The sequence below is a fragment of the Arthrobacter sp. SLBN-112 genome (assembly GCF_006715225.1).
Taxonomy (GTDB): domain Bacteria; phylum Actinomycetota; class Actinomycetes; order Actinomycetales; family Micrococcaceae; genus Arthrobacter.
In genome coordinates, this window is sequence record NZ_VFMU01000001.1 from 643,839 (window position 1) to 669,784 (window position 25,946).

The following is a 25,946-nucleotide window of genomic DNA, read 5'->3' on the forward strand; positions in this document are numbered from 1 at the left end:
TCCTTCCATGGCCATCTACATCGACCCGCCGCTGTGGCCTGCACACGGAACGCACTTCTCGCATCTGGTATCGGACACGTCCCTCGATGAGCTGCATGCATTCGCCGCTGCCTCCGGGATCCCGGAGCGGGCGTTCGACGGCGACCATTACGATGTGCCGGAACGCCGCATTGAGGAGCTGGTGGCGGCAGGCGCGGTCCCCGTGGAGGGCAGGGTGCTGGTCCGCAAACTCATTGCCAGCGGATTGCGGATCCCGGCGCGACGGCGGAACAAATCGCTGAAAGTCCCGCTGCTGACCCGCTGGGAGGCTATAATGCCCGGCCACGACGCACTCTTCCTGGACCTTCTGGACCGCTGGAGCGAACCGCACCGACACTACCACGGCTGCACGCACCTGTTATCAGTGCTGGAGGCGCTGGACCTGCTCACCGAACCGGGAGAGGCACCCCGGACAGTGCTGCTGGCGGCCTGGTTCCACGATGCCGTGTACCGCGGGTCGGCGGGCCAGGACGAGGAGGAGTCTGCCCGGCTGGCGGAAAGCCGGCTGGCCGGAACCGGACTGCCGGAAGATGAGGTGGCGGAAGTGGCACGGCTTGTCCGCCTTACGTCTGACCACCGGCCGGAGCCATGGGACGACGACGGGGCCCTCCTTTGCGACGCGGACCTTTCGGTTCTGGGCGGCGATCCGGAGGAGTACGCCCGCTACCTTGGCGCCGTCCGGAAAGACTACGCGCACATCGGTGACGCCGACTTCTCAGCCGGCAGGGCCGCCGTCGTGCGCCACCTGCTGGAACTGGACCCGCTCTTCCACCACCCGCGGGCCCGGGAACTGTGGCAGGACGCCGCGCACCGGAACCTGAAAGGCGAACTGGCATGAACGCTCCCGGCTCCAGCCCGCGGCACACGCACTCTGCCAATGCCGCGCACCGCCAGCTCCCTTTCACGGTCAGGCTGGACTGGGGGCTGGAGGGAGCCAGGACCGTGGCATCAGGCGCCGACATTGCAGTGGTGGTGGACGTCCTTTCCTTCGGCACCTGCGTCAGCGTGGCGCTGGACAGGGGCGCCGACGTCTTTCCCTACCCGTGGCGGGACACCAGCGCCGAAGACTTCGCCGCCCACCATCAGGCACAGCTGGCCGGCCCCCGCGGCGGCGGCGGGCTGAGCCTCTCCCCCGCCAGCTTCCGCGCTGCAGAGTCCCTGGAAAGAGTGGTCCTGCCCTCCCCCAACGGGTCGGAACTCTGCCACGCGCTGGCCGCGGACGTGCCGCTGGTCGCCGCAGTCTGCCTTCGGAACGCCGCAGCCACTGCCGACTGGGTGGCGGCGAACCTCCCGGGTGACGCGGTACTGGCAGTGGTGGCCGCCGGTGAGCGCTGGCCTGACGGCAGGCTGCGGCCCGCCGTGGAGGACCAAATCGGCGCCGGGGCGTTCATCGCAGGGCTGGCGGCCGCCGGCAGGGGCGGCTATGAAGCCGGGGACGGCAGGCACGGCTACGCGCCGGAGGCTGTGGCCGCCATGGCCGTATTTGAATCCGCGGAACCGCGGCTGCGCGAAATGCTGCAGCAGTGTTCCAGCGGCCGTGAGCTGTCCGGAGGCGGCTATGCGGAGGATGTGGACATTGCCGCTGAACTGGACCAAAGCGATTCGGTGGCCATCCTGCGGAACGGGGCGTTCCGGCCACTGTGACCGGAGGGGTACCCTGCCGCGCCCTGTGGCCGGACGAATCTGCCTAGCGGTAGCTGCTGACCGGGTAGTTGCTCACGAAAGGCGTATTGGTGGGCACGATCTGTTTGCCCAGCGGCATGAGGGATACCGGGATGAGCTTCAGGTTGGCGATGGCCAGCGGGATGCCGATGATGGTCACGGCCATGGCGAACGCGGTCACCACGTGGCCGATGGCGATCCAGATCCCGGCCACGAGCAGCCAAATCACATTGCCCAGCAGCGAGAAGACACCGGTGCCGCCGGGCTTGTCCACCACCATGCGGCCAAACGGCCACAGGGTGTAGGAGGCAATCCGGAATGAGGCAATGCCCCAGGGGATGGTGACGATCAGCAGGCAGCAGACCACGCCTGCCAGGAAATAGCCCAGGGCCAGCCAAAAGCCGCCGAAAACCAGCCAGATGATGTTCAGAAGTGTCTTCATGCACCTATTGTGCCCCCAGCCGTTGCGGGACCGGGCTGGGGGACTCCCCTGATTCTGCCCTGATCCCCGCCCTGGGCTGAATCAGGTGCAGCGCCTAAACCGTGGCGGCTGCCTTGGCCGCGTGGACAAAGGCCCGGACCTTGGCCAGGTCCTTCACGCCGCGGGACGCTTCCACGCCGGAGGAAACGTCCACTCCCCAGGCATGCGCGGCCGCTGATGCCTGGGCCACGTTGGCGGCGTCGAGGCCGCCGGCGAGCAGCCAGTTCCGTCCCTGCAGCGCCGGCAGGGCCGCCACGGAGGCGTAGTCCCAGGATTCCCCTGAGCCCGGCACGGCGGCGTCAATCAGGAGCAGGTCCTCGCCCCAGTCGTCGAACTCATCCTGGCCGGCACCCATGGTGATGGCCCTGATCAGCTTCATGCCGGCGTCGTGCACCGTTGCCACGTCCGTGCGTGACCGCGCCCCGTGCAGCTGGATCCATTCCAGGCCCGCGGCCCGGGCGATGGCGATGGCATCCGCCACCGGCTCGTCCCGGAAGACCCCGATGGGGGAAACTCCGCTGGGGACCGCTGCCCGCAGGGAGGCAGCCTGCGACGGCGAGACAACCCGGGGGCTGGCGGTGAGCACAAATCCCACGGCATCCGCGCCGGCATCCACCGCTTCGCGCACCGATTCGGGGGTGCTGAGACCACACACTTTGACGAACATTCCCGGCTCCTTCAGGCTGTTTTCGTGATGACCCCCCGCAGGAGAGTAGCAGGGACAGGGCACACGCTGCGACGCGTGACCACCGGGGGGAACTAGGCTGGGCTGATGCAGATCATCCGCTTCGCTGAGCTCAAGGCCGAACCATGGCGCAACGGCGGCGGCGTGACCAGGGAAATCGCACGCAAGGGCACTGACGATGGCGGCTGGGACTGGCGGGTGAGCATCGCTGACGTCGCCAAGGCAGGGGACTTTTCCACCTTCCCCGGCATGGAGCGCGTCCTGACGGTCATTGAAGGGGAACTGCTCCTGCTCAGCGTGGACGGAGCGGAACAGCCCCTGGAAAAGTACCGTCCCTTCAGGTTCGACGGCGGCGCGGCCACCACGGCCAAGCTGCCCACCGGCGACATCCGGGACCTCAACGTCATCACGCGCACGGCCGCCTGCAAGGGCTACACCTCCATCATTGAGCTGTCCAAAAAGCGCGCCCACCCCGTCTTTGAGGGGCAGCTTGGCGTGCTGCTGCAGGGACAGGCGAAGGTCAGCGAAAGCGGGGCCGAACCGCTGGAGCTGGGCCGGTATGACGCCGTGGTGGGTTCCGACGCCGACTCCCCCGAAATCCTGGGCCGCGGCTTCCTGGCAGTGGTGTCGATCGACCCGATTACCGCGCAGGGCTGAACTCCTCCACCGCTGCGACGGTGCCCCGCCGGCGCGCGTGCTCAGCGGCAAAAACCACGCCGTGGCTGACAAGCGACTCCTCCAGTCCCGACACGACTCCTGACCAGTCTCCGGTGGCCAGCGCCCCCACCCAGGCCTGCACGAGGCCCCTGTCGCCGCCCTCGTGCTTTTCGCCCTGGAGCTGGGCAGCAGCGGCCGGGATCGGGTAAACGGTGGTTTCCCCGGTCAGGAAGTCATAGGCCGAGACGGTGCCGGCCTCGACTGTGATTTCCCCGTGACTGCCGAAAATCCTGGTGATCCGTGGGCCCTTGGCGGTAAAAGCGGTGGCTGTGAAGGCGGCCGTTGTCCCGTTTTCGTACTCAATGTTCACCACCTGGTGGTCCACCACGTCGTTGTCTGACGAATAGACGCAACGGCCGTAGGGACCCGTTACCAGCGCCTGCCACAGCGATTCCCGTGTGCCGCCCGGGTCCACCACGTCGGCAAAGTAGGTCCGGGCGGGGTCCGCCGCTTCACCGATCGGAGGCCGGCCCGGCCCGTAGATGCGCAGGGCCGAATAGGGGCAACGCGGTTCAGCCGGGCAGCTGATGCAGCGGTCGGACGCGCCCTCCGGCGCCTCCCCGGGCCGGAAATGCGAGAGCCGGCCAAAGGAGGACACCCGCACGGGCCGGCTTCCGATGATGAAGGAAAGCCAGTCCACGTCGTGGGTGCACTTGGCCAGCAGGAAGGGGCTGGATTCTTCCTCCCGCCGCCAGTTCCCGCGCACGTACGAATGCGCGAAGTGCCAGAAACCCACAGGCTCCAGGTGCTGGACGGAGATAATCCGGCCTACGGCCCCTGCAGAGAGGAGCTGCCGCAGCAGAGCCGTCAGCGGGGTGTAGCGCAGGACGTGGCAGACGGCGGCCCTGATCCCCGATTCCTGCTGCAGGCGGGCCAGCTCCGCGCAGCCGGCGGGGTCGGGGGCGATGGGCTTTTCGAGGAGGACGGGGTAGCCGTGGGCTGCCGCGGCGGCGAACGGCCTTCCGTGTTCGCGGTCGGGGGTGGCAATGATGATGCCGTCCGCCGGCAGCCGGGTGCGCAGCATGGCCTGCCAGTCCTCGAAAGCACCCGCGGCCGGCACGCCAAGCTCCGCCGCGAGGGCTTCGCGCAGCGGGCGGCGCGGCTCCGCGATGCCCGCCACCACGGCGCGGCCGGTATCCACTGCAAGCCGGGCATAGGCGGAGCCCCGTGCACCGGCGCCGGCAATGAGGAGGCGCACGGGTGCTTTGGGCACGGGGGCGGACGACGGCGGTGCCTCCATGGGTCAGCCGGCGTCGGCGGCGTCTGGGTCGGCGAGCCATTCCAGCGCAACGGCCGCCGTCCAGGACTGGTCCATGCTGCCCAGCGGCTCGCCCGTAAACGGCTCGTAGTACTCGGCGAAATGGCCTTCCATCAACTGGGCAAGGGAAGCTTCACGCAGCCGCCGGTACCGTGCTTCGTCGCCCCGCCTGCGGAGGCAGCCCGCCAGGTACCAGTTCATCACCGGCCAGACCGGTCCGCGCCAGTATTGCCGGGGCTTGAGGCCCTCGTGGGTGGTGGAAGTTGATGCCGGCAGCGGGAAGGCCAGGCGCGGGTCGCCGGTCCAGTCCGGCCCCTCGAAGATCTCCAGCTGGCGCCGCAGCAGGGAGTGGTCCGCCGTGGAGATCAGCGGGGCAAACCCGGCCATGGTGGGCAGCCCGATCCAAACACCAGCCAGCACATCCCGGTCCCGCGCCAGCCCTGTGTGTTCATCAACGGTGGCGTCCACGCCCTCCCGGAACTCCTGTGCCCACTCCCGCAAGCGGGGCGCGTTCCCGCCCAGGCCGATATGTTCCGCCAGCGCGGCCAGGTCCTCGTTGGCCGCCGCGAAGATCGCCGACATGAAGACGTCCTTGACCTGGAAATCCATCACGCCGGGCAGCCGGGCGTCGTCGAACCGGACGTCGGCCATCTGCTGCACCAGCCAGAGGTAGCGGCTGTATTCCTCGTCGCTGGGCCGCTGGCTCAGGTCGGTGACCTTCAGTGTGTCGGTCCGGACAAAGGGCTCCATTTTCCCGGGGCGGACCCTGGAGTAGGGTCCGTCGAACCTTGGCGAGTTGTCCATCCCGGACTCCCAGCCATGGTAAATCGTGAGCAGGCCCGAGCCGTCGCCGCCGCGGCTGCTGCGGAGCCAGGCGTGCCAGCGGATCCACTGCGGCAGCGTCCGCCGGGTGAACTCTTCGGCGAGCCTGGCATCCTCGCCGCCGGCCGCCGTCGCGCGTTCCACGATGCGGCGCAGCAGCGTGGCATGCACAGGCGGCTGGCAAATGCCGCTGGACTGCACTCCCTCCGGCGACGCTCCGCGGGTTCCCCACCGCTCCACGTCCGGGAAATAGCCGGGGACGTCGGAGAAGACAATGTGCGGAATCATCCCGCTCTTCCACTGCGCCGCGAGCAGGTGGTCCAGCTCCTGCAGCGCCCGGGCCACGCTCATGGTGGACAGGCCGGTGGCCACGAACGCCGCGTCCCAGCTCCACATGTGCGGGTAAAGATTCGGTGCGGCCGTGACCATGGTGCCCAGGTCATTTCCGGCCAGGACATCCCTGGCCCGCTGCCGCATCTCCCCAAGGTCCCGAAGCGGAAACCCGTGTGCGTCCGCTTCTGTGCTCACGCCGTCAGTCCCAACTGGGTTTCAGTGTCGAAGAAGCGGAGCGCGCTTTGCTCGAAAAGCAGCCCCACCGTGTCCCCTGCGGAAACCCGGGCCGTGGAGGGGACCTGAACCTTGACGGTCTGGCCACCCAGGTCCACCGTCAGCAAGGTGGCGTGCCCCAGCGGCTCCACCACCTCCACCGCCGCGTCCAGGGATCCCTCCGAGCCGCGCTGGGCCAGGGCGATATTCTCTGCCCGGATGCCCACCATGACCGGGGTGCCACCGGTGCGCGCTGCTGCCTTGGCCAGGAATTCGGGCGCCGCGATGCTCTGGCCGCCCACTTCCAGGGCACCCTGCTGGGTGATGCGGCCGTCCAGGAAATTCATGGGCGGCGAGCCGATGAAGCCGCCCACGAAGCGGTCCGCCGGCTCCTCGTACACCGTGATTGGATGGCCCAGCTGGGCGATCTGGCCCTTCTTCATCACCGCAACCCGGTCCGAGAGGCTCATCGCCTCCACCTGGTCGTGGGTGACGTACAGCGTGGTGGAGCCAAGCTGCTGGACGATCTTCTTCAGCTCGGCGCGGAAGTCGAGGCGAAGGAGGGCATCGAGGTTGGACAGCGGCTCATCCATGAGCAGCACATCGGCGTCCATGACGATGGCCCGGGCGACGGCGACGCGTTGCCGCTGCCCGCCGGAGAGGTTGGCCGGATAGCGGTCCAGGTACGGGCTGAGCTGCAGCAGGTCCCCGGCCCACGCCACCTTCCGCTCCAGTTCCTCCCGCGGGACCTTCTTCATCATCAACCCGAACCCGATGTTGGTGCGGACAGTCCTGTGCGGGAAGACGGCATAGGACTGGAACACCATGGAAAGGTTGCGGTCCTGCGGCGGCAGATAGGTCACGTCCCTCCCGCCGATGGAAATGCTCCCCTGGTCCGGGAAGTCCAGGCCCGCCACCATTCGGAGCAGGGTGGTCTTTCCGCAGCCGGAAGGACCCAGCAGCACCATGAACTCGCCCTCCGCAACCTCGAGGGAGACGTTGTTGGTGGCCAGCTCGGTGCTGCCCGGGTAGGTCTTGTGCAGACCCTTGATGGAGATGTCAGCCATGGGACGGCCTCTCTGGGACGCAATCAGCGGATGGTGGAGCCCCACATGTTGGTGAGGTAGCGGCGCATGAAGAAGATGAAGACCAGGGCCGGGACCACCAGCAGGAAGCCGCCGGCGAAGCGGTAGGCGAGTGGCGATTCGGCGAGGGAGCTGAGGACCTGGGCGGGGAGGGTGCGCTGGTTCAGGGTCAGGATCGACGCGCCAAGGACTTCATTCCAGGACATGACGAACGTGAAGATCGAGGCCGCTGCGATGCCAGGTATGGCCATGGGCAGGACCACCTTGAGGAAGGCCTGCACCGGGCTGCAGCCGAAGATCCGCGCCGCTTCCTCAACGTCCCGCGGAACACCGAGGAACACAGAGGCTGTAATCAGGATGGTGGTGGGCAGGGCCAGTGCGCTGTGGAGCAGGACGACGGCGAGGACGCTGTCGTAGAGCCCGGTTTGCAGGAAGAGCTGGGCCAGCGGCACGGACAGCACGACGATGGGCAGGGCGCGGGTGAACAGCAGGAACAGCTGGTACGGCTCCCTGCCGCGGAAGGCGAACCGAGCCACAGCGTACCCTGCGGGGACACCGATGAGCAGCGACAGCACAAGGGTGAACACGCCCACCTGGACGGAGTTGATCAGGCCGCCCAGGATGCCGGTGGACTGCAGGAATGTCTGCATGGTCTCGGTAGAGAAGTTGTCCGGGATGAAGCTGAGCGGAAACTTCTGCAGCGACTGCCTGCTGGACATGGCGGCCAGGGCGATCAGGTAGATCGGCAGTGCCATGAAGAGGGTGATCAGGATGCAGGCCACCTGGAGGAGCACCCGGTTGCGGCGCCGCCGCGCCAGCGGCCTGCGGTCCACGCCGGGTTCAGGCCGGTTGGTCCCGGCATCGGTCCTGGCCGTTGTCGCATGGCTCATCGTGCCGCCTCCGTCTGGTCCCTCAGGAGTTTCAGGTAGCCCACTGCCGTGACCATGGACACGGCCATGACCACCAGGGCCAGCGCGGAGGCCACGTTGGGATCCTGCAGGCCGGTGTACCAGCGGTAGGTTTCGCCTACCACCAGCGGAAAGTTCTGGCCGGTGAGGGCAAGGGCCACAGCGAAGGTCTGGAAGGCCAGGATGGTCCTCAGGATCAGGGCTGTTTGGAGGCTGGGGCGCAGCAGCGGCAGGGTTACGTGCCTCAGCCGGTTCCAGAAGCTGGCCCCGAAGACGCCGGCGGCTTCCTCGTAATCCTTGGGGATGGACTGCAGGCCGGCCACGACGATCACGAACACCAGCGACGTGGCCCGCCAGACCTCCGCGATCAGCACGGCACCGAACATGGACGGGTAGTTGTCATAGGCGAGCCAGGAGACGGGCTCCAGGCCCAGGGACGCAAGGAGCGAGTTGAGGTAGCCGCGGTCCGTGAAGACGGTCAGCCACACCAGGCCGGCAGCGAGGTCGCTGACTGCCAGCGGGATGGCCCAGATGTAGAAGTAGGCAGACGCCCCCCGCGGCTTGGCCCGGATCAGCAGGGCCATCGCCAGTGCCAGGACAAACTGGATGGGGATCATCACCACGATGAGCAGGAGGGTGTTGCCCACGGAGGACCAGAAGTACGGGTCCTGGGACATCCTGGTGAAGTTCGCCGTCGTCAGGCCTTCGGGACCGCCGAACGCCTGCAGGACGCCGCTGACCATCGGCCAGCCGAAGAGCAGCGTCATGAACACGATTGACGGGGCGATCAGCAGCAGCGCCGCGGAACTCCCCCTCCTCCTGGGTGCGCGGACCCTTGGACCGGGAGGGGGAACGTGCGGCCTGGCTGCCGCCGGCGCATCCGGGGCCGCCATCACGCAACCTTGCAGGGGGACGTCTTCGGATCCGGTGCCCAGCACGGGACGTTCAGGGTGTCCATGATCTTGGCTAGTTCCGCCCCCTGCCGGTCCAGCGTGGCCTTGACGTCCGCGTTGTTCAGGCAGATCTCCTGGAAACAGTTCTTGAACAGCTGGGAGACCTGGGGGTCCTTGTCGCCCAGGCCCACCGGCGGCAGGGCGAGCAGGGCGTCGGAGGCCTCCTGCTGCGCCTTGACCGCCTTTGCTTCAAGGGCCACGCCGCCGGGGAGGTCGCCGCCGATGTCCGTCTTCACCACGGGGAAGAAAGAGTTGGATTTCAGTGTCTCGATCTGCGCCTCGGGCTTGGACAGCGACTTGATGAGCTCGAAGGCCTTGTCCTTCTCGGGCGAGCCCTTCGGCACCGCCATACCGCCCACGATCAGGAGGTAGCCCCTGCCCTTGGGCCCGGACGGCGCCGGAACCATCTGCCAGTCGTCCGGCTTGTCCTTGACTGCGTTGATGAGGCGCGCCACATGGTCCCATGCCACCAACACCTCGCCGTTGGCCAGGGGCTCCTGCATGAAGTCGTAGTTGGCGGAGGCGGGATTCATGTTGGCCCAGAGCTCGCGCATGTAGGTCCAGGCAGTGACGGCGTCCTGGTTGCGGAAGGTGGTGATCTGTCCGCCTGTGAAGCTGGGAATCAGGAAGCCCTGGTAGAACCGGTGGTGCAGACCCTTGGGTCCAGCGGGAAGGCCGAAGACGGGGCGGCCGCTGGCCTCCTTGGCCGCCTTGGCCCACGCCAGGTACTGGTCGTACGTGAGCTTGTTGACGTCAGCCCCAGATGGCAGCCATTGCAGCGCCTTTTTATTGATCGCCAGCACGTAGGTGGCCTGGATCCACGGGATGTAGCGGGGGACGTCGGTGCCAAGCTTGGCAAGCTCAGCCACGTCCTTGGAGTAACCGGCCGAGGAGAGGTCCTTCATCAGCGAGCTGAGGTCCTCCAGCTGCGAGGCGAAGGGGGCGAGGTCGCCGTGGAGCCCCCCTGCGATGCCCACCTCAACCTTCCCCGCGGCGAGCTGGGACTTCAACGTGGTGTTGAAGACACCGGTATCAACAGGGTTGTAGGCAACGCTGATGTCCCCCGCGAATTTCTTGAGGGTGGCCTCGTACTTCTGGCGTTCCTCCACCGGGGAGAACTGCGTTGAGAGGAAGCTGACGGATCCCTTGCCGCCGCTTCCGCTGGTATTCACCCCGCAGGCTGCAAGCACCGGGCAGGCCGCCAAGACCGTAAGGCCCCCCTTCAACAATGCTCGCCGGCTGACGTCGTGGTGGGCGGAAACGGACATTAGAGCCTCCTGGGGGTGAAGGACTGCTAGGTTTTTTGTCTGATGATCGATCATAATTGTGTGATATAGATCACGTCAATGATGAGCCGGCCAATCCGCGTACCCGCAGTGGACGGATCAGACGCATGAGGAAAGGAATCCGGCCGCAATGACGGAGCAGAGGACGCTGGTGGGAGAGGTTGCCCAGCCGCCGGCCGGTCCTGCCACCAGCGCCGGGCACCTTCTCCAGCTCCTGCGCTCCAACGCCTCGGGGTACAGCCGAGCGGACCTGCTGGAGATCACCGGAATGGCGCGTTCCACCCTTTACGAGCGGCTCGATGCGCTTTTCGCGGCCGGACTTGTCTACGAGTCCACTCCCCTCCGCGCACAGCGTGGCAGGCCGCCCCGTTCGCTCCGTTTCGATGACCGCAACAAGCTGGTGCTGTGCCTGGAAATCGGCCATACGCACGCCGGCATCCATCTCCTGTCACTGGGCAGGGAGGTGGTGGCTTCCGCACGTATCCCCGTGGAGATCGGGAACGCCCAGGAGGTGGTGGTCGGCCAGGTGGTCGGCGAGGCGCTGCGGCTGCTCGACGGCCGGCAACCGGTAGGCGCAGGAGTAGGACTGCCGGCTCCCGTGGACCCGCTCCACCGTCTAGGGCTGGAGCGGACCGTCCTTGCCCATTGGGACCTGCAGCTGTTGCAGGAGGCGATGGAATCCATGCTTGACTGCCCGGTCCTGCTGGAAAATGACGCCCGGTCAATGGCTGTGGGGGAGGTCCGGGGCCCGCTCGACTCCCTGGTCGCGGTGAAGGTGAGCACCGGGATCGGCTCCGGGATCATTGTCCGGGGTTCGCTGGTGCGCGGTGCCCACGGCGCCGCCGGGGACATCGGGCACGTGCGCATCCCGGAGGCCGCGGGTTGCCGGTGCCGCTGTGGCAGGGACGGCTGCCTGGCGGCAGTGGCTTCCGGGCGCGCGCTGCTGGCCAGCCCGCACTTTGCGCATTACGGGACGCTGCGCCGGTTGGTTGACGCTGCCGACGACGATCCGGACGTCCAGGCCGCAATCGCGGAGGCCGGAAGGGTGCTCGGACGCGCCCTCGCCGCCGTGGTGGGCACGCTGAACCCCGGCCGGGTGGCGGTCGGCGGGCTGGTGGGAGTGCTTCCAGGCTTCCTGCAGGCGTGCCGGCAGCAAATCCTCACGGACGCCTTCGAACCTTCCCTGGTTGATCTGGAGATCGTCCCTGCGGACAGCCGCAACGCCACCGCGGTGGGCCTTTGCCGGCTTGTGGAGGAAAGCCTCTACGCGCCGGAGCGGGTGGAACAGCTGCTGTCCCAGCATGGCGGCTGAGCAGGCACAAGGGCTGGTGAGGTGGGGCACCAATGTGGCCCCCGCCGTCGCGCCTTGCTACCTTGGAATCCAAGGCTCCATCCCGAGCCTCCGGACGACGGTTCAGTACCCGGCACGCGACAAGACTGGCCAAAGGATCTGGTCATGTCCTGGTTAATCCTCATTCTTTCCGGTGCGCTGGAGGCCGTCTGGGCAGCCGCCCTGCACCGTGCTTCCAAGGCTTCCGGACGCCGGCGCCTGGCCCCTGCAGCCCTGTTCCTTGTGGCCGTTGCTGCGAGCACCGGCGGCCTGGCGGTGGCGATGCAGTCCATTCCCACCGGCACGGCGTACGCGGTATGGGTCGGTGTGGGCGTGGTCCTGACCTCCGCCTACGCGATGGCCACCAGGGTGGAACGTCCGACGGCGGCGCGCCTGTTGCTGCTGTCCGGCATCGCCGCGTGCGTGGTTGGCCTCAAAGTGGTGGCGTGACGATGAAGCGTTCTGTTCCCTGGCTGATGCTCCTGGCCTCCGCTGTCCTGGAGGCAGTCTGGGCCACGGCCCTGGGCCTGTCGGACGGTTTCAGCAGGCCGCTGCCCACGATTGTCTTCGCCGTCACCGCAACCCTGAGCATGCTCGGCCTGGGGATGTCGATCCGGAGCATTCCGCTGGGCACCGCCTACGCCATCTGGGTGGGCATTGGCGCCGCGTTGACGGTGGGCTGGGCCATGGCCACCGGCGTGGAACCGTTCAGTGTGGTGAAGCTGCTCTTCATTGCCGGCATCGTGGGCTGCGCCGCCGGCCTCAAGGCGCTGCCTGCGAAGGACGCGGCGCCCGCGCGCAGCAGTGACTAGGCTTTTGCCATGGACTCCCCCGAGATCACCAACGCCCTGGACGCGCTGCGGCGCCGGGTAGCCCCCGGAACGCGCACCATCCTGGGCATCGCAGGGGCGCCGGGCTCCGGCAAGTCCACCTTTGCCGCATGGCTGCAGGAGCAGTTCACTCCGGGGACGTCGGTTGTAGTCCCCATGGACGGCTTCCACCTAGGCAACGCGATCATTGAGGGAACCCCGCTCCGGCAGCGGAAAGGCGCCATTGATACGTTCGACGCCGGCGGCTACCTTTCGCTGCTGCGGCGCCTGGCGCGCCGGGACGAGGCCGTGGTCTACGCACCGGAGTTCCGCCGCGCCATTGACGAGCCGGTGGCCGCCTCCATCGCCGTCCCGGCTGACGTCCCGCTGGTGATCACGGAAGGCAACTACCTGCTGGCGGACCAGGAGCCGTGGAAAGAGATCCGGGCGCAACTGGACGAGGTGTGGTTCCTGGAAACGCCGCCCGCCCTGCGGCTGCAGCGGCTGGTGGACCGCCACGTGTCATTCGGGATGGACCCGGAGGCCGCGGCGGCCTGGGCCAACGGACCCGATGAAGCGAATGCCCACCTGATCCAGGCCGCCCGCCAGGCCGCGGACCGCATCATCCCCTGGCTTTAGTCAAACTTTCTGGAAATAAGGAAACGAACAGGAGCACCCATGGCAAACACGCCCACTAATCCCGCAGGCACTGTCCAGCTCGGCGACGGCCTGGCCGTCAGCCCCCTGGGCTTCGGGGGCATGGCCCTCACCCCGGTGTACGGCGAGGTTGACCCGGCAGAGGCACTGCGGACGCTGCACCATGCCGTCGATGCGGGCATGAGCTTCATCGACACCGCGGACATCTACGGCGGCGGCAGCAACGAGGAACTGATCTCCCAGCTGCTTAGGGACCGGCGGGATGAGGTCCAGCTGGCTACCAAGTTCGCCCTGGTGGGCACGCCCACTGACGGCTACACGGACATCCGCGGCGACGCTGAATACGTCCGCCAGGCGGTGGACCGGAGCCTCCAACGGCTGGGCACCGACGTCATCGACCTCTACTACATGCACCGCCGCGACGTCCGGGTCCCCATCGAGGAAACCGTGGGCGCCATGGTCGAGCTGGTCAAGCAGGGCAAGATCAAGCACCTGGGCCTGTCCGAAGTGACGGCCCAGGAACTGCGGGACGCGGCAGCGGTCCACCCGATCGCCGCGGTCCAAAGCGAATGGTCCATCTGGAGCCGGGACGTGGAACGCAATGTGGTTCCCACCGCCGCAGCCCTGGGCGTGGGCTTTGTCCCCTACTCCCCGCTGGGCCGCGGCTTCCTCACCGGAACCGTTGACACCGCAAGCCTGGGCGAGAAGGACTTCAGACGGAACATTCCCCGGTTTGCCCCGGACGCCGCAAGCGCCAACCAGGCCGTGGTGGACACCGTCCGGTCCGTGGCGGACCAACTCCGCGCCACACCGGCGCAGGTGGCGCTGGCCTGGCTCTTCGCCCAGGGAAAGCGGCTCGGCCTGCCGGTCGTTCCCATTCCTGGCACCCGCAAGGCCGCCCGGATCGACGAGAACCTTGGCGCGCTTGCCCTGGACCTGACCCCGGCGCACCTGGAGGCCCTCGACGCAGCGTCGGATGCCGTCGTCGGCTCCCGTTCCGCGGACCCCAAATGGGTGTCCGAAGGGCGGGAATAAGCGCATCCTTTGAAAGCCCGCACACCCTGACGTAACCACCATCCCAAGGAGCCCCATGCCTGCCATCATCCACTTCGAAGTACAGATTGACCCTGCCCACCGCGACGACGCCGCCAAGCACCTGTCCGAAACGCTTGCAGCCACCCGCGCCTGGCCCGGCAACCAGGGCATTGAAGCGCTGGTGGATGACGCGGACCCCTGCCACATCCTGGTGGTGGAAACCTGGGCCACCACGCAGGACCATGACGACTATGCCGCCTGGCGGACCACGCCGGAAGGCAAGAGCGGCCTGCATAAGATCCTCGCCGGGCCGCCGTCCAAGCAGGTCTACTCCACCACCATGCCGCTGGACCTGTAGCCCGTGCCCGGACCGAAGCCCATGGACTCACTTCTCTACGACCTGCCGGCCCTCACCATCCGCAGCATCTCCGTCAGCGCAATGGACAACAACGTGTACCTCCTGACGGCCAAGGAGAGCGGTGCACAGCTGTTGATTGACGCCGCCGACGACCTGCCCGCCATCCAGCAGCTGCTGGCGGACGGGGCTGCGGACACGTCGGCAGCCCCGCACGTGGCACTGATCGCCACCACCCACCAGCACTGGGACCACGTCCGCGCGCTGAAGGAGCTGGTGGAGGCCACCGGGGCGCCGACAGCGGCCGGAGCGGACGACGCCGACGCGCTGCCGGTTGCGGCGGACCGGCGGCTTGGGCATGGGGACACGGTAGCCGTGCCCGGCTTTGAGCTGGCCGCCGTGCACCTGCGCGGCCACACTCCCGGCTCCATCGCGTTTGTCTACCAGGACCCCGAGGGGCCCGCCCATATTTTCTCGGGGGATTCGCTGTTCCCGGGCGGTGTGGGCAACACGCAACAGGACCCGGAACGGTTCAACCAGCTCCTGTCCGACGTCACCGAGCGGTTGTTCGGCGCATACCCGGACACCGCCGTCGTCCATCCCGGCCACGGCAAGCCCACCACCTTGGGAGCCGAGCGGCCGCACTTGGAGGAGTGGCGCGCCCGCGGCTGGTAGCCGTTTAAACGCATCGAGTGCTCCGTAGTTGTCGTTATGACGCGTCTAAACGACAACTACGGAGCACTCGATGTTGGGCGAGGGAGCCGGTGGGGACTAGCGGCTGCGGCGCTCATTCGACGCCGGGGCGGAGGCGCGGCGCGGGCCGCTGCGGGCGGGACGGCCCGAACCGCCGTTGCCGGAGGCGCCGCTGCCCGAACCGTAAGAACCGCCGGAGGTTCCACCGGTGTTGGAGGACCAGACGGCCTTGCTGCCGCCGGCTGCGCCTGCACCCGCAGAGCGCTGGCCCGATGCTCCTGCTGCTGCGCGCTGGCCGGTTGCGGGGCGTCCACTGCGCTGGCCGCCGCCGGAGGCCGGGCGTCCGCCTGAGGCGGGGCGGCCGGTGCCGCCGCGGGGGGCGGCGCTGCGGGTGATCCGGGAATCACCGCGGCCCTCAGCTGCACGTCCGTCCGAACCGCGGCCGGCCGATGAGCGGCCACCTGCCGCGGGGACGTCGTTACGGTGTGTGCCGGCAGCGGTGCCGCGGCCGCGGGCGTTGCGGCGGGCAGCGGCTGCTGCCACGGCGCGGTCCTCGTTCTGCTCTGCATTGCGGTCGAAGGCTGCGCGGGCTTCCGTGCGTCCTTCGAAGGCGACAGCCCGGCGCTCGGCGCGGGGTACATCGGTGCGGGCGGGCTCGGCCGAAACCTTGCCGCGTCCACCACGGCCGCCGCGGCCACCTGCAGCCGGTGCAGCCTGGCGGCGTGCACGCTTGCGCTCGGCGTTGGCACCTGTCGAGGTGCCGCCGCCCTGCCTGGGGGCCTTGGCGGCCATCAGTGCGGCGCGGGTGCGGGGGTCCACCTTGTCGGCGATTTCGCCCACCAGGCCAGCCACGATCGGGGAGTTGGCGGTGACGCGCTCGAAGTTCACGTCAACGCCGGCAGCCTTCATGAGCTTCTTCACGTCGGCCTGCTGCTCGGGCAGCGTCAGGGTGACAACGGTGCCGTCCGAACCGGCACGCGCGGTGCGGCCGGAGCGGTGCAGGTACGCCTTGTGCTCGGTGGGCGGGTCAACGTGGATGACCAGTTCGACGTCGTCGACGTGCACACCGCGGGCGGCGACGTCGGTGGCCACCAGGACGCGGACGTCACCGTTGGAGAACTCGGCGAGGTTGCGGTCACGGGCGTTCTGCGACAGGTTGCCGTGCAGGTCCACGGCGGGGATCCCGGCGTCGGTCAGGGTCTTGGCCAGCTTGCGGGCGTGGTGCTTGGTCCGCATGAACAGGACGCGGCGGCCGGCGCCGGAGGCGAGCTCCACGATCAGCTGCTTCTTGACGGTCTGGTCATTGACCACCAGCACGTGGTGCTCCATGGTGGTCACCGCGGCCTGCGGATCGTCCACGGAGTGGGTGAGCGGGTTGGACAGGTAGCGCTGGACGATCTTGTCCACGCCGTTGTCCAGGGTGGCGGAGAAGAGCAGGCGCTGGCCCTGGCTGGGGGTCATGTCCATGAGCTTCTTGACCACGGGAAGGAAGCCGAGGTCGGCCATGTGGTCGGCCTCGTCCAGGACGGTGATCTCCACGGCCTCGAGGGTGAGGATGCGCTGGCGGATCAGGTCCTCCAGGCGGCCCGGGCAGGCGATGACGATATCGACGCCGGCCCGCAGTGCCTTTTCCTGGCGCGCCTGGGAGATGCCGCCGTAGATCACGGTGGTGTTCAGGCCGGCGGCCTTGGCCAGGGGCTCGATGGTGGCGTTGATCTGGGTTGCCAGTTCACGGGTGGGTGCCAGGACCAGGCCCATGGGGCGGCCGGGCTTGCGGAAGTGCTTGGCTTCCCGCTCAGCGAGTCGTGCTACAAGCGGGATGGCGAAAGCAATTGTCTTACCGGATCCGGTCCGGCCGCGGCCCAGGACGTCACGGCCGGACAGCGTGTCCGGGAGTGTCTTGACCTGGATGGGGAACGGTTCAACGATTCCCTGCGCGGAAAGGGTGTCTGCAAGGGCCTTGGGAGTACCGAGGGCAGCAAAAGTAGTCATGTAGTTTTTACGGTCTTTCAGGCGGTATCCATGCGGATATCGGCCCCCGATGCCGGTTGGACCAGGGGTTCGCCGAAGAAAAGTCAGGTGATCAACCGTGCCGCTGCAAATTAGGACAGCCGGCAGGGACCAAATGGAACGCGTTCATCGACGCAGGATGTGCCTCTCACATGAAGAAAGCCCACTCCCTGGAAAGGATCTCCAGTCAGGAGCAGGCGGCATCACTGCACATCAAGTTCCTCCAGTCTAGCATCCCGCGGCCCATCCCCCGTCCCGGGCGTTGCCTTCGGGGCCATGGCGGGGCAGTGTTGAGGCATGAGCGAACAGCCGGGGCAGCGCCAGGACAGGCACCAGAACGGAACGCACCAGCCTGACACGCACGACGGCGGCGGCGCGCCGGAGGCGATTGGCGGCGGCATAAACCCCGCAGCGGCCTGGGACGAACGGTACCGCAGCAAAGCGCGGCTCTGGAGTGGGAAGCCCAACCCGCAACTCGTCCGTGAAGCCGGCGGCCTGCATCCGGGAAAGGCGCTGGAACTGGGCTGCGGCGAAGGTGCCGACGCTATCTGGCTTGCCCGGCAGGGCTGGTTCGTGACCGCCGTCGACGTTTCCGCAGTTGCCCTTGAGCGGGCGCATTCCCACGAGTTGGCCGAACTGGCACGGGAAAGCGTGAACGCCTCGAACGGGGACATCCAAAGCCGGATCACTTGGCAACTGGCGGACCTGACGCAGTGGCAACCCGATGCTTCCTACGACCTGGTGACCTCGCAGTTCCTGCATTCCCGGGAGCTCGACTGGCGGATCCCGCTGCGGACGGCCGCCTCGGCCGTTAAGCCCGGCGGGACCCTGCTGATAGTGGGACACCACCCGGACCGGCTCCCGCCGTGGGGCAACGACCACCACAACCATCTGGACATGTTCTACACAGGCGACGATCTGGTCCGCGAATTGGGGCTGGACGGTCCCGAGTGGCAGCTTGAGGTCCTCACCAGCCGGGAGCGTCCGGTGACCGGGCCGGACGAACAGGAAGCCACCATCGCCGACGTCGTCCTGCGCGCCACCCGCCTGCCCCTAGTCCGGTAAGCCCTTCTTGGTGGTGACCCGCGGCGCCACCAGCGCCGCGGCGACGCCAATGGCCGCGGTGAAGGCGAAGACGCCCGCGAAGGACTGGACCGCCGTCGTAAAGGCCGCGAAGACAATCCCCGTGGTGGCCAGTGACAACGCTCCGCCGAGGGAGTCCGAAATGGACATGGCGGCGCTGTTGAAGCCCTCGTTCTCCTTAGTGGACAGCGCCAGGGTCATCACGCTCAGGCGCGGATAGAGCAGGCCCATGCCGCCGCCCGCCAGGATCCAGCCGGCGATGGCGACGGCGGCCGGCCAGTGCAGCGCCGTAGTGGCCAGGGCCAGGAACACAGCGGCCAGGACCATGAGCGACCCCACCTGGACGGCGCGCAGGTCCGGCAGCCTCGAGCCCAGCCGGCCCTGGACGGCGGCGGCACCGGCCCAGGCCAGCGCACCTCCCGTAAGGGTCAGGCCAGCCAGGGTGGGCGGGAACGCGTACCGGTCGATCAGGAGGTACGGCAGATAGACCTCCGCGCCGAAGAATGATGCCGATGCCAGGCCCCGCGCCAGGATCACGCTGGGCAGCCCGCGGCGGGCGGTGAGGGTGCCGCCGGGCACCAGTGGCCGGACAGCCACCAGGGCCAGGACGACGGCGGCGCACGCCAGGAGTGCCGTGGCGGCGGGAAAAGCGGGGATGCGGACATCGGCGGAGAGGTTAAGGCCCAGCACGGCGAGCGCGGCCAGCGCCGCCCACCCCAGGCGGTCAAGGGCCCACGGCGGGACGTTTTCTTTCGGGCGGCCTGCCTTCTCCAGCCCGTCCGCCGCGCCCGGTTCATCGGTTCCCCGCAGTACCGGAGCGATCATCGCCAGCGCCGGAATGACCAGGCCCACCACGCCCAGGAACACCCAGTGCCAGCTGAAGACCTGGGCCACGACGCCGGCTGCGAAGGGCCCCACCAGGGACGGGATCACCCAGGCCGCGGAGAACGCGGCGAAGATTTTCGAGTGCAGCGGCCCGGGAAAGAACCGCGCCACCAGCACGTACAGCGCCACGGTGAGGGCGCCGCCGCCGAGCCCCTGGACCAGCCGCCCGGCCACCAGCATGGGCATGGAAACCGAGGTGCCCGCGATCAGCAGGCCGGCCACGAACAAGGCCACGGAGGTATACAGCGGCATGGCCGGGCCGCGGCGGTCAGACCAGTTCCCGGCCCCCACCATGCCGATCACGCCGGTGGCCAGCGGTCCCGCGAAGGCCAGGGCGTAGAGGCCTGCGCCATTCAGCTCCCGGCTGACCAGGGGCATGATGGTGGTCACGGCAAGGGATTCGAACGCGGCCAGGAACACCAGGGCGCAGGTGCCCAGGGTTACCCAGAAATACGGAGGCCGGAAGATCCCGGTGGCGGGGTGGGCGGCCGGAAGGGTGGAATCGCGCAAAGCGGCGCCTAGCCCACGTACCGGTTCCGGCCGGACCGGTAGCCGAAGACCGCCGCGAGCAGGCCCACCACCATGAACAGGATTCCGGCGGGAATGAAGGACCCGGTGGCCTGGTGCAGCTGGCCCACCATGAGCGTTCCGGTGGAGCCCACGCCATAGCCAACTCCCTGCATCATCCCTGAGAGGTGGGCGGCGGTGTGCCCGTCGCGGGTGCGGAGCATGATCAGGGTCAGTGCGCAGGCAGTGAGGCTTCCCTGCCCGAGTCCCAGCAGCCCGGCCCACACCCAGATCAGGTCCAGCGGGCCCAGGATGCTCAGCACGAATCCGCTGCCGGTCATCAGGGCCACCACCGTGTTGATGGCGCGCTGGTCCCGGAACCGCGCCGCCAGGGCCGGGGCGAACAGGGAACCCAGCATCTGCAGCACGATGCAGCCGGCAACGATGAGGCCCGCCGTGGCGCCGTCAACACCCCGCTCGCGAAGGATGGGCGCCAGCCAGGCGAAACCGCTGAAGGACATCATGGCCTGGAGCGCCATGAAGATGGTCACCTGCCAGGCAACGGAGGAGCGCCACACATTGACCCCGTCCTTCACCGCCTGGTGCCGGACAGTCCCCTGCCGGACAGCGACGGGAAGGAACAGGAGAAGGACGACGGCGGCGGGCACCGCCCAGACCCACAGCGCCTTGGTCCACTCCCCCGTCGCCGTGTAGACCGGGTAGGTGAAGCCGGCCCCGAGCGCGGCGGAGGCGCAGATGGCGGTGGTGTAGAGGCCGCCCATGAGTCCCAGCCGGTGCGGGAAGTCGCGCTTGACCAGGCCCGGGAGAAGCACGTTGCACAGTGCGATGGCCGCGCCGCAGGCTGCGGTGCCAAGCAGGAGGGCAGGCAAGTGGCCGGCGCCGCCAAGGGCTGCACCGGTGTCCACTGGCCGCAGCAGCAGCCCCGCGGTCAGCAAGGCCATTGCCCCCAGCAGCACGCGCTCCGCACCGAACCGGCGGGCCAGGACCGGCGCGAGCGGCGCGAACACACCCAGCAGCGTGACGGGAACGGTGGTCAGCACCACCACGGACCAGCCGGGCAGCGCTGCCTGGGCGGTCACCTCCGGAAGGACCGCGGAAAGGCTGGAAAAGACGCTGCGCAGGTTCAGCCCGATCAGGACAAGGCACACCCCAAGGTAGGCAAGGGCACGGCGGCTGCCCACCCGGGTGGGTTCCGCAGGCGGCATCTCATCGATTTCGGCATCCACAAGGGTGCCGGGTTCCACCAGGCTGCTGCCCGTCCGGGACCGTCCCTGTCCGTCCCCGGAGGCGGCCCCCCGCCGCCGCTTCACCGCTTCGGCATTCGTTGCGTCCGTCATGCGCCCATTCTTGCAGGAGTGCACCGCCGGTCTTCTGGGAGAGCACGGCCGGGAAGTTTTCCACATGCGCGACAAAGCGCCTTCCGGCGCCCTCTTGCAGCTTCATAGGTTGTAAGCAGCCGCGGCCCGGCAGACGGCCGCAACAACTCACGGGAGCACCATGGAAACTACACCGCCGCCGGATTCACGTCCCACGCCGCCGCAAACCACTTCCAAGAGCGCATCCCCGGCCGGGACCAGCCCACCTTCCGCCCTTCAGGGGCATCCTGGCCACCCCCCGGGCGTGCCCGGCAACAATCAGCCTGGCAACAACCTGCCCGGCAACGAAGGGCCCGGGAACAAAGGAACAAACAGCCTGGTCCTGGCGATCCTTGCCCCTGCAAGCATGATCCTCACCGCACCTGCTTCCATGTTCGCCATGTTGATGACGTATTCGGACGACGGCACTTCCACCAGGCCATGGGTGACTCCCCTGGTGCTGTTCAGCCTGCCTCTTCTCTTTGCATCGCTGGCCCTGCGGCAGGCAATCCCGGCGCTGAAGCTGTCACCGCGGAGATCAGGCAACTGGACGGCGGCGGCGGTCGCCCTCTGTATCTGCGGCCTGGTCTTCGCCCTGGCGCTGGGTCCGGCGCTGGACAACGTGGGGGTGTTCTGACCCCTCCGGTTCCGGGCCAGCGCCGCGGCGCTATTCTGGAAGGGATGAGCGAATCCCCTGAAAACCCCCAGCAGCCGCATGTTCCCAGGCCTGTCACGCCCGGCACCCAAGCGTCCTTCGGCACCTACGGCGGCCGTCCTGTCAGCTTCGTGCGCCGCGGCACCCGGCTGCAGGGCCGGCGGCAGGCCGCCTGGGCCGAGCACGCCGAACGGTGGGCGGTCAACGTGCCACGGCACGTGGCCAACACCTCGGTCCACCCCGACTACACCTTCGACGCCGCCGCGGAGTTCGGCCGCGAGGCCCCGCTCATCGTCGAGATCGGTTCGGGCCTTGGCGACGCCATCTGCCATGCGGCCGAACAAAATCCGGACACCAACTTCCTCGCAGTGGAGGTCTACACTCCGGGGCTGGCCAACACCATCATCAAGATCAACAGCCGGGGCCTGGACAACGTCCGCGTGGTGGAGGCAAATGCCCCCGAGGTACTGGCCACCATGCTGCCCGAAGGCTCGGTCAGCGAACTGTGGGTCTTTTTTCCCGATCCCTGGCACAAATCGCGGCACCATAAGCGCCGCCTCATCCAGCCCGAGTTCGCCGGGCTGGCGGCACGGGCGCTGAAGCCGGGCGGCCTGTTCCGGATCGCCACCGACTGGTCCAACTATGCGGTCCACGTCCGGGACGTCATGGCAGGCTCCCCGGACTTCGAAAACCTCCACACCGGCGAGCGCCGCGGGCCCGAAAGCCCGTTGACCCAGGTGTGGCAGTCCGGCGTCGAATCGGTGGTGGGGGGCGCCCCCGTCCGTGAGGGTCGTGCACCGGTGAGCACTGAGCACACCGGCCCCAACGAAGGCGTGGATGAGACGGGTGGCTGGGCTCCCCGCTTCGAGGGCAGGATCCGGACCAGCTTCGAGGCGAAGGCCCACGAGGCGGGCCGGCTCATCTTCGATCTCTGCTACCGCCGCCTCTGACGCGCGCCGCTGACCGTCGCCGTGCGGCGGTCAGGCCACGCTGATCGAGGCGACGATCTCCTTGAGTATCTCCAGGCGGGGTTCCGCTTCGGGGTTCAGGTAGGGCCAAATGACCACCACGCCAATGAACCGCCCGCTTTCCCACACACCCACCGTGGCTGCCACCTTGGCCGGGCCGCCGTCGTCGCCATATCCCACAACCACCGCGTACGCGGCCTTGCCGGGCAGGTCCAGCTCACCCTCCGCCAGGAGGGTGCCGCCGCGTTCCTCCAGGTAGAAGCCTGACATCAGGTGGGCCCAGCCGTTGGCCTGCGGCGCATCCTGCACCGACGTGTCATCCTTGATCACGGTTACCAGGACGCCGCCCAGCAGGCCGTACTGCTCGCTGTTGGGCCCGGCCGTGGAGTCCTCCAGGACCTGGGTGTGCTCGGGGAAGTCCGCGGTGAAGCCCAGCGGTGATTCGATGTGCACTGACATTGGTTTCAGAGCCTCTCGAGCTTGGTGTCGTTGGGGACTTTATAGTACGTGGACACATTGGTGGTGGCCTGGTTCTCGCTTTTGACGTCCACCTCACCCACCTTGACGTCGAACCCTGCCTCGTTCGTCGCGGTGACCACGGAATTCACCTGGATGGTGGCCGAGCCGGCCTCATACAGCCGGGCTGCATCGCGGGCGGCGCCGGCCTCGTTGCCCAGGGCGATGTTGCGCAGGTAGCTGTCGATGACTGGCCGGTTTTCCGGTGAGTAGTCCACCTCAATCTTCACGGTGCCCTGGGTTCCGGCCGTCACGGTGGAATCGAACTTGGCGGCCTCGGACTTCACCCCCGAGGTCACGCCCTGGGCCACAGTGCCGTCCATTGACACGGAAACGGAATCGATGTTGTTGCCCTTGTCCATGTTGACCTGCAGCCCGCCCTTGCCGGAGGCCTCGAACACGCGGCCGTCCAGGTTGAGCTTGCCCTGCGCCGAGACCTCGCCGCTGGCTGTGGAGGTACCGTCCGTGAGGTTCCGCTCGTAGGCAAGGTCAAGCTTGGCCCCGCCGGACGCTGTCCCGGACTTGGCCGAGGCATCGAGCGAAAACGTTCCCTTGGCCTTGTCCGTCTGCCCGGTGGAGCCATTGTCCTTGGCCGCATTCTTGATGGTGTCCAGGATGTATCCGGGCGGGTTGCCGGCCACGTCCTTGATTTCGCCGATGCTGTCCGGCGGAAGGTCGCGGTACATCTGTTCACGCGCTGCCATGGCTTCTTCCACGCTGGCGAATGTGTACTCGCGGGAGACCTCCCCCGTCAGCGTGGCCCCCGCCGTTCCGGTGGTGTCGTTGACGCCCAGGCCCATGTTTCCGTAGACCTTCATGGTGGCGGAACCGTCGGCGTTCTCCACCACTTCCGTCCCCACTTCGGCACCGCCGTGGACCCAGGCGACCCGGGCCTCGATGGAGGCCTTGCCCGTCTCCGAATAAACCGGGATGTCCGCCTTGGCCAGTTCCTGCAGGTGCTGCTTGGCCAGTTGCTGCGCGGCCGCGGGAATGCCGCCATCCATGCGCATGAGGACCTCGGCGAATGGGCCGTCGCTGCCTTCGCCCTCAATCAGGTATTTCCGGTCGGCGTCGGACAGGCCGGCCCACCATTTTGCCTGTTCGTCCGGGCTGGCATCAACCATGCGGTCCAGCCCGGACTCCAGCTCCCGGCGGTGTTCGGCGGCTGCCCTGGCTGCCTCGGCCTTTTCCGCGAACCACTCCCTGGCCTGTCCGGCCAGCGAGGTCAGCCGGTCCCAGGTGCTGCTGCCGGAACCGCCGGCGGCGGAAGTGGACGCTTTTTCCTGCTCGTCGGCATGCTTCAGCAGGATTCTTGAGTTTTCCCGCAGGCTCGCCACCACTTTGTCCAGGCTGGGCCGGTGGCTGGCGCTCCACTCCTGGCGGAACCGTTCCCCGTCCCGGCCCTTCCACGGCGCCGACTGGATCTGGCTGTGCAGGGAGCCGGCACGGCTGCTCAGCAGTGACGCTGCCCGGTCCGCCGCTTTGGCCAACGCCCGCAACTGGCTCACGTCTGCGCCGTAAAAAGTCATGGTTTCCCCCGGGAAAGAGTGCGATCCCTGTCAATCGCTGGTGCTTATGGTTGCACAGCTGATGGAACCCGGCGATGGGGATCCCTCCCCATCGCCCCGGCTTCCCGTTACCACCGGGCCCCGGCCGGGCATCCAGCGAAGCAGTACTGGACCGGCTGTTCGGGACCCGGCCGGCGTGGGACGATGGCGGTGTACGAAGGGCACGCACAGCAGCGCACAACGCGCCTGTCCGAAGGAACGACAATTAGAGAAGAACTAAAACAGGCCGTGGACAAGGCCGAGGACGTCACCAATTCACGCGTCCTTGAGGTCTTTGCCAGGTCCGGATTCGCCGCGAGCGGCATCCTGCACCTGCTGGTGGGTGCCATTTCCATCCGCCTGGCCATGGGCGGTACGGGCCACGCCGACTTCAGCGGCGCGGTGGCGGAGCTGGCCACCATGCCCGTTGGGCCCTTCCTGCTGTGGGGAAGCTTCGCGGCCTGCACGGCGCTGTCGCTCTGGCAGGCGGGCGATGCCATCTTCGACTTCAACCACCAGGCCACAAAGAAGAAGATCAAGAACAAGGCCAAGGCCGCGCTGCAGGCGATCGTCTACGCCGTCCTGGCCCTGACCGTGTGGCACTTCGCCATGGGTACCGGCACGGGTGAGGACAACCGGAAGGCCACCAGCGACTTCACCATTTCCATGATGGAGGCCCCGGGCGGGGTGGCGCTGCTCGTCCTGATCGGCGTGGCAGTGGCAGTCACGGGCGTGGCGTACGGCATCCGGGGACCGAAAAAATCGTTCGAGAAGCAGTTGCGGATGCCTGCCCCCGGCCCGGCCAGGACAGCGGTAACAGCCCTGGGAGTGGCGGGCTACCTGGCCAAGGGAACCGTGCTGCTGCTGGCCGGGCTGCTCATCGCCATCGCCACCCTCAAGGAGCACCCGGAGGATTCCACCGGCCTGGACGGCGGCCTGCGGGCCCTCCGCGACCAACCGCTGGGGCCCTGGCTCCTGGCTGCGGTGGGTGCCGGGCTGGTCTGCTACGGCGCGTACATGATCATGCGTGCGCGGCTGGCCAAAATGACCAGGTAACCCCCGGCGGCGTGGTTAGGTT

27 protein-coding genes and 1 riboswitch are annotated in these 25,946 nt (G+C 67.9%); of the genes, 14 read left to right on the forward strand and 13 right to left on the reverse strand.

The genetic code is table 11. The annotated features are described in order from the left end of the window. Positions 1–7: 7 nt before the first annotated feature. Both FBY33_RS03065 and FBY33_RS03070 read left to right on the forward strand, forming a co-directional pair. A complete protein-coding gene (locus tag FBY33_RS03065; protein WP_142029251.1) occupies positions 8–877 on the forward strand; it encodes a DUF4031 domain-containing protein in 870 nt (289 codons plus the stop codon). Then, entirely contained in the window at positions 874–1,683 is an 810-nt protein-coding gene (locus FBY33_RS03070) for a 2-phosphosulfolactate phosphatase (protein ID WP_142029252.1), read from the forward strand. The genes FBY33_RS03065 and FBY33_RS03070 overlap by 4 nt, the downstream gene beginning before the upstream one ends. 43 nt (positions 1,684–1,726) lie before the next feature. Here the strand turns inward: FBY33_RS03070 and FBY33_RS03075 are convergent, their stop codons facing one another. Together FBY33_RS03075 and FBY33_RS03080 are read right to left on the reverse strand one after the other, a co-directional pair. Then, entirely contained in the window at positions 1,727–2,143 is a 417-nt protein-coding gene (locus FBY33_RS03075) for a YccF domain-containing protein (RefSeq protein ID WP_142029253.1), read from the reverse strand. Between the two features lie 94 nt (positions 2,144–2,237). Beyond that, a complete protein-coding gene (locus FBY33_RS03080) occupies positions 2,238–2,849 on the reverse strand; it encodes a phosphoribosylanthranilate isomerase (RefSeq protein ID WP_142029254.1) in 612 nt (203 codons plus the stop codon). A 105-nt stretch (positions 2,850–2,954) separates the two neighbouring features. On the opposite strand from FBY33_RS03080, the gene FBY33_RS03085 reads away from it, so the two are divergent. Next, positions 2,955–3,524: a HutD/Ves family protein gene (locus tag FBY33_RS03085; RefSeq protein WP_142029255.1), complete on the forward strand. Its 570-nt coding sequence runs from the start codon at positions 2,955–2,957 to the stop codon at positions 3,522–3,524. Here FBY33_RS03085 and FBY33_RS03090 read toward each other — a convergent pair. The 6 genes from FBY33_RS03090 to FBY33_RS03115 all read right to left on the reverse strand — a co-directional run bounded on the left by FBY33_RS03090 (position 3,508) and on the right by FBY33_RS03115 (position 10,328). Then, positions 3,508–4,824, reverse strand: a complete 1,317-nt coding sequence (locus tag FBY33_RS03090; protein ID WP_235010424.1) for a Gfo/Idh/MocA family protein — start codon at positions 4,822–4,824, stop codon at positions 3,508–3,510. The two genes, FBY33_RS03085 and FBY33_RS03090, sit on opposite strands and share 17 nt — an antisense overlap. Before the next feature lie 3 nt (positions 4,825–4,827). Then, complete coding sequence (gene ggh, locus FBY33_RS03095; RefSeq protein ID WP_235010431.1) at positions 4,828–6,192, reverse strand: glucosylglycerate hydrolase; 1,365 nt, start codon at positions 6,190–6,192, stop codon at positions 4,828–4,830. Then, positions 6,189–7,277 (reverse strand): ABC transporter ATP-binding protein, encoded by a 1,089-nt coding sequence (locus tag FBY33_RS03100; RefSeq protein ID WP_142029256.1) that lies wholly within the window; start codon positions 7,275–7,277, stop codon positions 6,189–6,191. The genes ggh and FBY33_RS03100 overlap by 4 nt, the downstream gene beginning before the upstream one ends. Positions 7,278–7,300: 23 nt before the next feature. Next, on the reverse strand, positions 7,301–8,185 hold the full coding sequence (locus tag FBY33_RS03105; protein WP_142029257.1) for a carbohydrate ABC transporter permease: 885 nt from the start codon (positions 8,183–8,185) through the stop codon (positions 7,301–7,303). Beyond that, positions 8,182–8,970: a carbohydrate ABC transporter permease gene (locus FBY33_RS03110; RefSeq protein WP_235010432.1), complete on the reverse strand. Its 789-nt coding sequence runs from the start codon at positions 8,968–8,970 to the stop codon at positions 8,182–8,184. The genes FBY33_RS03105 and FBY33_RS03110 overlap by 4 nt, the downstream gene beginning before the upstream one ends. A gap of 125 nt (positions 8,971–9,095) precedes the next feature. Then, a complete protein-coding gene (locus FBY33_RS03115; protein ID WP_235010433.1) occupies positions 9,096–10,328 on the reverse strand; it encodes an ABC transporter substrate-binding protein in 1,233 nt (410 codons plus the stop codon). Between the two features lie 244 nt (positions 10,329–10,572). On the opposite strand from FBY33_RS03115, the gene FBY33_RS03120 reads away from it, so the two are divergent. The 7 genes from FBY33_RS03120 to FBY33_RS03150 all read left to right on the forward strand — a co-directional run bounded on the left by FBY33_RS03120 (position 10,573) and on the right by FBY33_RS03150 (position 15,303). Then, positions 10,573–11,754, forward strand: coding sequence for an ROK family transcriptional regulator (locus tag FBY33_RS03120; protein ID WP_142029260.1), 1,182 nt, complete (start codon positions 10,573–10,575; stop codon positions 11,752–11,754). Positions 11,755–11,822: 68 nt separating this feature from the next. After that, positions 11,823–11,888: riboswitch (guanidine-III (ykkC-III) riboswitch) on the forward strand. Positions 11,889–11,898: 10 nt separating this feature from the next. Beyond that, positions 11,899–12,222 carry a DMT family transporter gene (locus FBY33_RS03125; protein WP_056330883.1) on the forward strand — a complete coding sequence of 108 codons (324 nt, stop codon included), beginning with the start codon at positions 11,899–11,901 and terminating at the stop codon, positions 12,220–12,222. Between the two features lie 2 nt (positions 12,223–12,224). Continuing rightward, a complete protein-coding gene (locus tag FBY33_RS03130; protein WP_142032489.1) occupies positions 12,225–12,584 on the forward strand; it encodes a DMT family transporter in 360 nt (119 codons plus the stop codon). 9 nt (positions 12,585–12,593) lie between these two features. Continuing rightward, entirely contained in the window at positions 12,594–13,220 is a 627-nt protein-coding gene (locus FBY33_RS03135) for a nucleoside/nucleotide kinase family protein (protein ID WP_142029261.1), read from the forward strand. Positions 13,221–13,259: 39 nt separating this feature from the next. Continuing rightward, positions 13,260–14,273, forward strand: coding sequence for an aldo/keto reductase (locus tag FBY33_RS03140; RefSeq protein ID WP_142029262.1), 1,014 nt, complete (start codon positions 13,260–13,262; stop codon positions 14,271–14,273). Positions 14,274–14,328: 55 nt separating this feature from the next. After that, positions 14,329–14,631, forward strand: a complete 303-nt coding sequence (locus FBY33_RS03145) for a putative quinol monooxygenase (RefSeq protein WP_142029263.1) — start codon at positions 14,329–14,331, stop codon at positions 14,629–14,631. A gap of 21 nt (positions 14,632–14,652) precedes the next feature. Further along, positions 14,653–15,303 carry an MBL fold metallo-hydrolase gene (locus FBY33_RS03150; protein ID WP_142029264.1) on the forward strand — a complete coding sequence of 217 codons (651 nt, stop codon included), beginning with the start codon at positions 14,653–14,655 and terminating at the stop codon, positions 15,301–15,303. A gap of 96 nt (positions 15,304–15,399) precedes the next feature. Here FBY33_RS03150 and FBY33_RS03155 read toward each other — a convergent pair whose 3' ends face one another. Continuing rightward, entirely contained in the window at positions 15,400–17,313 is a 1,914-nt protein-coding gene (locus FBY33_RS03155) for a DEAD/DEAH box helicase (protein ID WP_142029265.1), read from the reverse strand. A 315-nt stretch (positions 17,314–17,628) separates the two neighbouring features. On the opposite strand from FBY33_RS03155, the gene FBY33_RS03160 reads away from it, so the two are divergent. Next, entirely contained in the window at positions 17,629–18,396 is a 768-nt protein-coding gene (locus FBY33_RS03160; RefSeq protein WP_142029266.1) for an SAM-dependent methyltransferase, read from the forward strand. Here the strand turns inward: FBY33_RS03160 and FBY33_RS03165 are convergent. Next, the gene (locus FBY33_RS03165) at positions 18,385–19,809 is read right to left on the reverse strand and encodes an MFS transporter (protein WP_200831304.1); all 1,425 of its coding nucleotides are present in this window, start codon (positions 19,807–19,809) and stop codon (positions 18,385–18,387) included. The genes FBY33_RS03160 and FBY33_RS03165 overlap by 12 nt on opposite strands. An 8-nt stretch (positions 19,810–19,817) precedes the next feature. Further along, positions 19,818–21,164, reverse strand: a complete 1,347-nt coding sequence (locus tag FBY33_RS03170; RefSeq protein ID WP_200831305.1) for an MFS transporter — start codon at positions 21,162–21,164, stop codon at positions 19,818–19,820. A 283-nt stretch (positions 21,165–21,447) separates the two neighbouring features. On the opposite strand from FBY33_RS03170, the gene FBY33_RS03175 reads away from it, so the two are divergent. Continuing rightward, positions 21,448–21,819: a hypothetical protein gene (locus tag FBY33_RS03175; RefSeq protein ID WP_142029267.1), complete on the forward strand. Its 372-nt coding sequence runs from the start codon at positions 21,448–21,450 to the stop codon at positions 21,817–21,819. Positions 21,820–21,863: 44 nt separating this feature from the next. After that, positions 21,864–22,787, forward strand: a complete 924-nt coding sequence (trmB, locus tag FBY33_RS03180) for a tRNA (guanosine(46)-N7)-methyltransferase TrmB (RefSeq protein ID WP_142029268.1) — start codon at positions 21,864–21,866, stop codon at positions 22,785–22,787. A 30-nt stretch (positions 22,788–22,817) separates the two neighbouring features. On the opposite strand, the gene FBY33_RS03185 is transcribed toward trmB, so the two are convergent. Together FBY33_RS03185 and FBY33_RS03190 are read right to left on the reverse strand one after the other, a co-directional pair. Continuing rightward, positions 22,818–23,264, reverse strand: a complete 447-nt coding sequence (locus tag FBY33_RS03185) for a hypothetical protein (RefSeq protein ID WP_142029269.1) — start codon at positions 23,262–23,264, stop codon at positions 22,818–22,820. A 5-nt stretch (positions 23,265–23,269) separates the two neighbouring features. Then, on the reverse strand, positions 23,270–24,850 hold the full coding sequence (locus FBY33_RS03190; RefSeq protein ID WP_142029270.1) for a hypothetical protein: 1,581 nt from the start codon (positions 24,848–24,850) through the stop codon (positions 23,270–23,272). A gap of 225 nt (positions 24,851–25,075) precedes the next feature. On the opposite strand from FBY33_RS03190, the gene FBY33_RS03195 reads away from it, so the two are divergent. Further along, entirely contained in the window at positions 25,076–25,924 is an 849-nt protein-coding gene (locus FBY33_RS03195) for a DUF1206 domain-containing protein (protein WP_142032495.1), read from the forward strand. Positions 25,925–25,946: the final 22 nt, after the last annotated feature.